The sequence below is a fragment of the Citrobacter sp. genome (assembly GCF_050252275.1).
GTDB lineage: Bacteria > Pseudomonadota > Gammaproteobacteria > Enterobacterales > Enterobacteriaceae > Citrobacter_A > Citrobacter_A amalonaticus.
In genome coordinates this window covers 1-6,216 of the sequence record NZ_JBFWLF010000269.1, presented here as the reverse complement: position 1 = coordinate 6,216, position 6,216 = coordinate 1, and the positions used below count along the sequence as shown (strand labels likewise).

Below are 6,216 nucleotides of genomic sequence, written 5' to 3'. Positions count from 1 at the left end.
CGCCGCCACTGACGCGGCGCAAATAAAAGTTTTGGCTATGCTTGTAGGCAGTGATCCACCATAAGAGCATAAAAATGAAAGCGTTTGATTTACAACGGATGGCACTCGATAAAGTGCCGATGGAATTCCTCGGTGAAGTGGCTTTACGCAGTCTGTATACCTTCGTACTGGTCTATCTGTTTCTCAAACTCACAGGACGACGCGGCGTGCGACAGATGTCGCTCTTCGAAGTGCTGATTATTTTAACGCTGGGGTCGGCGGCGGGTGACGTGGCCTTTTATGATGATGTCCCGATGTTGCCAGTACTGGTGGTCTTCATTACCCTCGCGCTGCTGTACCGTCTGGTGATGTGGCTGATGGCGCGCAGTGAAAAACTGGAAGATTTACTGGAAGGTAAGCCCGTCGTGATTATTGAAGATGGCGAGCTGGCGTGGGAAAAACTGAACCAGTCAAATATGACCGAGTTCGAGTTTTTCATGGAGCTGCGACTGAATGGCGTTGAGCAACTGGGACAGGTGCGCCTGGCGATCCTTGAAACGAATGGTCAGATCAGCGTTTATTTCTTTGAAGACAGTGAGGTAAAGCCTGGCTTAAGCATTTTGCCGAAGTATTGTACGCAACGTTATAAAGTCGTTCCTGAAGCGGGAGAGTATTCCTGTGTGCGATGCAGTGAAGTGATCACAATGAAAGCCGGCGATCGTCAGGCGTGCCCGCGGTGTAAAAATCCAGAATGGTCGAAGGCCAGTCGGGCAAAACGGGTCGTCTGACAGCAAAAATATCGGTCTTTTATCGTCAATCCCGAAGATTCTGTTGTGTGAGCGAACACTCATTTTTACTCGAGTTTGTTTTAGCCATTGCGGCGCGTGTCACTGAATGATAAAACCGATATCCACAGGAATAACTTATACCCAATCTCTGTTCATGTACGAAAAGAGATTGGGTTAATAACAACGCAACGTGGTGAGGGGAAATGGCTCAGGTCTTCAATTTTAGTTCAGGTCCGGCAATGTTACCGGCAGACGTGCTTAAACTGGCTCAAAAGGATCTTTGTGACTGGAACGGTCTTGGTACGTCCGTCATGGAAGTGAGCCACCGCGGCAAAGAATTCATCCAGGTCGCGCAAGAAGCGGAGCAGGATTTTCGCGATCTGTTGAATATCCCCTCCAACTACAAAGTGCTGTTTTGTCACGGCGGTGGTCGCGGCCAGTTTTCTGCCATTCCGCTGAACATTCTGGGCGACAAAACCACGGCAGACTACGTTGATGCAGGCTACTGGGCAGCCAGCGCCGTCAAAGAAGCGAAAAAATACTGCACGCCGAATGTGATTGACGCCAAAGTTTCGGTCGATGGCCTGCGCGGCGTGAAGCCGATGAGTGAGTGGCAGCCTTCTGCTGATGCAGCGTATCTGCATTACTGCCCGAACGAAACCATCGATGGCATCGCAATTAACGAAACGCCCAATTTTGGTTCCGATGTGGTGGTGACCGCTGATTTCTCCTCAACCATTCTCTCCGGACCGCTGGATGTTTCCCGCTATGGCATCATTTATGCGGGCGCACAGAAGAACATTGGCCCGGCGGGTTTGACTATCGTCATCGTACGCGAAGATTTACTGGGTAAAGCGAATGTGGCGTGTCCGTCGATCCTCGATTATTCCGTTCTGAACGACAATGACTCGATGTTCAATACGCCGCCGACCTTCGCCTGGTATCTTTCCGGCCTGGTGTTCAAATGGCTGAAAGCCAATGGTGGCGTGGCGGCGATGGATAAAATCAATCAGCAAAAAGCAGAACTGCTGTACGGTGTGATTGATAACAGTGACTTCTATCGTAACGATGTCGCGAAAGCGAACCGTTCACGTATGAACGTGCCGTTCCAGTTAGCTGACAGCGCGCTGGATAAGCTCTTCCTGGAAGAGTCTTTTGCTGCGGGCCTGCACGCGCTGAAAGGCCACCGCGTTGTCGGCGGAATGCGTGCCTCCATCTATAACGCGATGCCGCTGGAAGGGGTAAAAGCCCTTGCCGATTTCATGACTGATTTCGAGCGCCGTCGCGGCTAATCAGGTGTCTCTTTTCATCCCCACAGCCTTGTCTGTGGGGTTTTTATTTCTGTCTTTTGAGAGTTGAGTTTCATGGAATCCCTGACGTTACAACCCATCGCACGGGTCGATGGCACGATTAATCTGCCAGGCTCGAAGAGCGTATCAAACCGCGCGCTGTTACTGGCGGCGTTAGCTCATGGCACCACAGAGCTGACCAACCTGTTAGACAGCGATGACGTTCGCCATATGCTCAATGCCCTGAGTGCGTTGGGGATTGATTACACACTTTCTGCGGATCGCACCCGCTGTGAAATCACGGGTAACGCAGGCCCGCTGCACGCCGAAGGCGCATTAGAGCTGTTTCTGGGCAATGCCGGAACGGCAATGCGACCGCTGGCCGCCGCACTGTGCCTTGGCGCAAACGATATTGTGCTGACCGGTGAACCGCGTATGAAAGAGCGCCCGATTGGTCATCTGGTGGATGCGCTGCGTCAGGGCGGGGCGAACATTGAGTATCTGGAGCAGGAAAACTATCCGCCGCTTCGACTGCGTGGCGGATTTACCGGCGGACAGGTTGAGGTTGACGGCAGCGTCTCCAGCCAGTTTCTCACTGCGCTGCTGATGACCGCGCCTCTGGCACCCCAGGATACGGTGATAAGTATCAAAGGCGATCTGGTGTCGAAACCGTATATTGATATCACGCTGAACCTGATGAAAACCTTTGGTGTTGAAATAGAGAACCAGAGCTATCAGCGCTTTGTGATCAAAGGCGGTCAGCAGTACCACTCTCCAGGTCATTATCTGGTTGAAGGGGATGCTTCATCGGCCTCCTATTTCCTCGCGGCAGGCGCCATTAAAGGTGGAACGGTCAAAGTGACCGGGATTGGCCGCAACAGCATGCAGGGCGATATCCGTTTTGCCGATGTGCTGGAGAAAATGGGCGCGACCGTCACCTGGGGTGACGACTTTATCGCCTGTACCCGTGGCGAACTGAATGCCATCGATATGGACATGAACCATATTCCGGATGCCGCCATGACTATCGCGACAGCCGCGTTGTTTGCCAAAGGTACGACAACGCTTCGCAACATTTATAACTGGCGTGTGAAAGAAACTGACCGTCTGTTTGCGATGGCGACCGAACTGCGCAAAGTCGGCGCGGAAGTGGAAGAGGGGCATGATTTTATTCGCATCACGCCGCCGGCACACCTGAAGTTTGCCGACATTAGCACCTATAACGATCACCGTATGGCGATGTGTTTCTCGCTGGTGGCGTTATCTGATACGCCGGTTACGATCCTTGACCCGAAATGTACCGCCAAAACCTTCCCTGACTATTTCGAACAGTTGGCGCGTATCAGTACCCCTGCCTGATTTCTCTCTTCGCGCCGGTCAACTGGCTGGCGCGATATCGTCTGTATCTGTACTTTTTTCCTGTTACTGCTAATGCTAACGTGTTGATGATTTAATATTTTGATTTATATGCGTTTTATTATAAATATCAACGGAAGATTAGCATGAAAAATAAATCACTCCTGATTACTATTGCAGTATCCGCAGCGCTGCTGGCGGGATGTAAAAATGGCGTTAATGGTGACATGCTCGCTAGTTCGGGCATGTCGGCCTATAAAGCAGCCACGCTTTCCGATGCCGATGTCAAAACGTTGTCCAGCAACGCCTGCAAACAGATGGATAGCCAGAATCAACTTGCGGGAAAAAGCAGTAAATACACCAGGCGTCTGGGTAAGATTGCCAAAGCTCTGGGAAATAATATTGATGGTACTCCGGTCGATTATAAGGTCTACATTACTTCTGACGTCAATGCGTGGGCAATGGCGAACGGCTGTGTCCGCGTTTATTCCGGTTTGATGGATCTGATGACCGATAATGAAATCGAAGGGGTATTAGGTCACGAGTTAGGTCACGTCTCTTTAGGGCATTCCCGTAAAGCAATGCAGACGGCTTATGCTACCCTGGCCGCGCGTGATGCGATTTCTGCCACCAGTGGCGTGGCTTCACAACTCTCTCAGTCGCAGTTAGGCGATTTGGCTGAAGGGGTGATCAACTCGGCGTTCTCCCGTAGTCAGGAATCTGAGGCTGATGACTTCTCCTATGACCTGATGAAAAAACGTGGCATCAACACGCAGGGGCTAGTGAGTGCATTCGATAAGTTAGCCACAATGGATGCCGGCCACGCTAAATCCCTGATGGATTCCCACCCGGCGTCAGCTGATCGTGCTCAGCATATGCGTGACCGTATCGCTGAAGATAAAAAGTAAAACATTGTCATCTTTCGGGCTGGTTTCTCCCCGGCCCGCTATAATTGCGCAATTATTCTTCACCTGGTGACAGACTCAACCGGTTTTTGCACACAATATTAACGATTGTGGGCGTTGGCGCGTATAATGCGCGGCGTTTACGTTAACAGAACGCCTGTTTAAGGAGATAAAGATGACGGCAATTGCCCCGGTAATTACCATTGATGGCCCAAGCGGTGCAGGAAAAGGCACCTTGTGCAAAGCGATGGCGGAAGCATTGCAATGGCATCTGTTGGACTCTGGCGCAATCTATCGCGTGCTGGCGCTGGCGGCATTACATCATCATGTTGATGTTGCATCGGAAGACGCGCTGGTTCCGCTGGCAACCCATCTCGATGTCCGCTTTGTTTCAACCGACGGAAATCTGGAAGTGATCCTAGAAGGGGAAGACGTCAGCGGTGAAATCCGCACGCAGGAAGTCGCCAATGCCGCCTCTCAGGTCGCCGCATTCCCTCGCGTACGTGAGGCACTGCTGCGTCGTCAACGCGCTTTCCGTGAAGCACCCGGACTGATCGCTGATGGACGTGATATGGGGACGGTGGTTTTCCCGGATGCGCCGGTCAAAATTTTCCTTGACGCCTCCTCAGAAGAACGTGCACATCGCCGTATGCTACAGTTGCAGGAGAAGGGCTTTAGTGTTAACTTTGAACGCCTTTTGGCCGAGATCAAAGAACGTGACGATCGTGACCGAAACCGTGCTGTAGCGCCGTTGGTTCCCGCTGCTGATGCTTTAGTTTTAGATTCCACACGATTAAGCATTGAGCAAGTGATTGAAAAAGCGCTACAATACGCGCGCCAAAAACTGGCACTCGCTTAAGAGCGACCGAATTTGCAGTACCCCCGTTGCAATGGAATGACAGCGGGTATGTTAAACAACCCCATCCGGCACGGAGCCAGGTGGACGTTAAATATGAAACCTGAAGATTAAACATGACTGAATCTTTTGCTCAACTGTTTGAAGAATCCTTAAAAGAAATCGAAACCCGTCCGGGTTCCATCGTTCGCGGTGTGGTTGTTGCTATCGACAAAGACGTTGTTCTGGTTGATGCAGGCCTGAAATCTGAATCTGCAATTCCTGCAGAACAGTTCAAAAACGCGGCTGGCGAACTGGAAATCCAGGTGGGCGACGAAGTTGATGTTGCTCTGGATGCAGTAGAAGACGGCTTCGGTGAAACACTGCTGTCTCGTGAAAAAGCGAAACGTCACGAAGCATGGATCACGCTGGAAAAAGCTTACGAAGATGCTGAAACTGTTACCGGTGTTATCAACGGCAAAGTTAAGGGCGGCTTCACTGTTGAGCTGAACGGTATTCGTGCGTTCCTGCCAGGTTCACTGGTAGACGTTCGTCCGGTGCGCGATACGCTGCACCTGGAAGGCAAAGAGCTTGAATTCAAAGTCATCAAGCTGGATCAGAAACGCAACAACGTTGTTGTTTCTCGTCGTGCCGTGATCGAATCCGAAAACAGCGCAGAGCGCGATCAACTGCTGGAAAACCTGCAGGAAGGCATGGAAGTTAAAGGTATCGTTAAGAACCTCACTGACTACGGTGCATTCGTTGATCTGGGTGGCGTTGACGGCCTGCTGCACATCACCGATATGGCATGGAAACGCGTTAAGCATCCGAGCGAAATCGTAAACGTTGGCGACGAAATCACTGTTAAAGTGCTGAAGTTCGACCGCGAACGTACCCGTGTATCTCTGGGCCTGAAACAGCTGGGCGAAGATCCGTGGGTAGCTATCGCTAAGCGTTATCCGGAAGGTACTAAACTGACCGGTCGCGTAACCAACCTGACCGACTACGGCTGCTTCGTTGAAATCGAAGAAGGCGTTGAAGGCCTGGTTCACGTTTCCGAAATG

Annotated in this window: 6 protein-coding genes; all 6 read left to right on the top strand. The window is 51.4% G+C overall.

Features of this window, described 5'->3' with window-relative positions; genetic code table 11:
• Nucleotides 1-74: 74 nt before the first annotated feature.
• The gene (locus AB7E14_RS18975; RefSeq protein ID WP_043001196.1) at nucleotides 75-767 is read left to right on the top strand and encodes a DUF421 domain-containing protein; all 693 of its coding nucleotides are present in this window, start codon (nucleotides 75-77) and stop codon (nucleotides 765-767) included.
• A 203-nt stretch (nucleotides 768-970) separates the two neighbouring features.
• On the top strand, nucleotides 971-2,059 hold the full coding sequence (serC, locus tag AB7E14_RS18970; protein ID WP_043001195.1) for a 3-phosphoserine/phosphohydroxythreonine transaminase: 1,089 nt from the start codon (nucleotides 971-973) through the stop codon (nucleotides 2,057-2,059).
• Between the two features lie 72 nt (nucleotides 2,060-2,131).
• Nucleotides 2,132-3,415, top strand: coding sequence for a 3-phosphoshikimate 1-carboxyvinyltransferase (aroA, locus tag AB7E14_RS18965; protein WP_316962177.1), 1,284 nt, complete (start codon nucleotides 2,132-2,134; stop codon nucleotides 3,413-3,415).
• A 143-nt stretch (nucleotides 3,416-3,558) separates the two neighbouring features.
• Nucleotides 3,559-4,320 carry a M48 family metallopeptidase gene (locus AB7E14_RS18960; RefSeq protein ID WP_058587863.1) on the top strand — a complete coding sequence of 254 codons (762 nt, stop codon included), beginning with the start codon at nucleotides 3,559-3,561 and terminating at the stop codon, nucleotides 4,318-4,320.
• A gap of 172 nt (nucleotides 4,321-4,492) precedes the next feature.
• The gene (cmk, locus tag AB7E14_RS18955; protein ID WP_042320210.1) at nucleotides 4,493-5,176 is read left to right on the top strand and encodes a (d)CMP kinase; all 684 of its coding nucleotides are present in this window, start codon (nucleotides 4,493-4,495) and stop codon (nucleotides 5,174-5,176) included.
• Between the two features lie 113 nt (nucleotides 5,177-5,289).
• Nucleotides 5,290-6,216 (top strand): 30S ribosomal protein S1 (locus AB7E14_RS18950; RefSeq protein ID WP_428169794.1); only part of this gene is annotated, 927 nt, incomplete at its 3' end.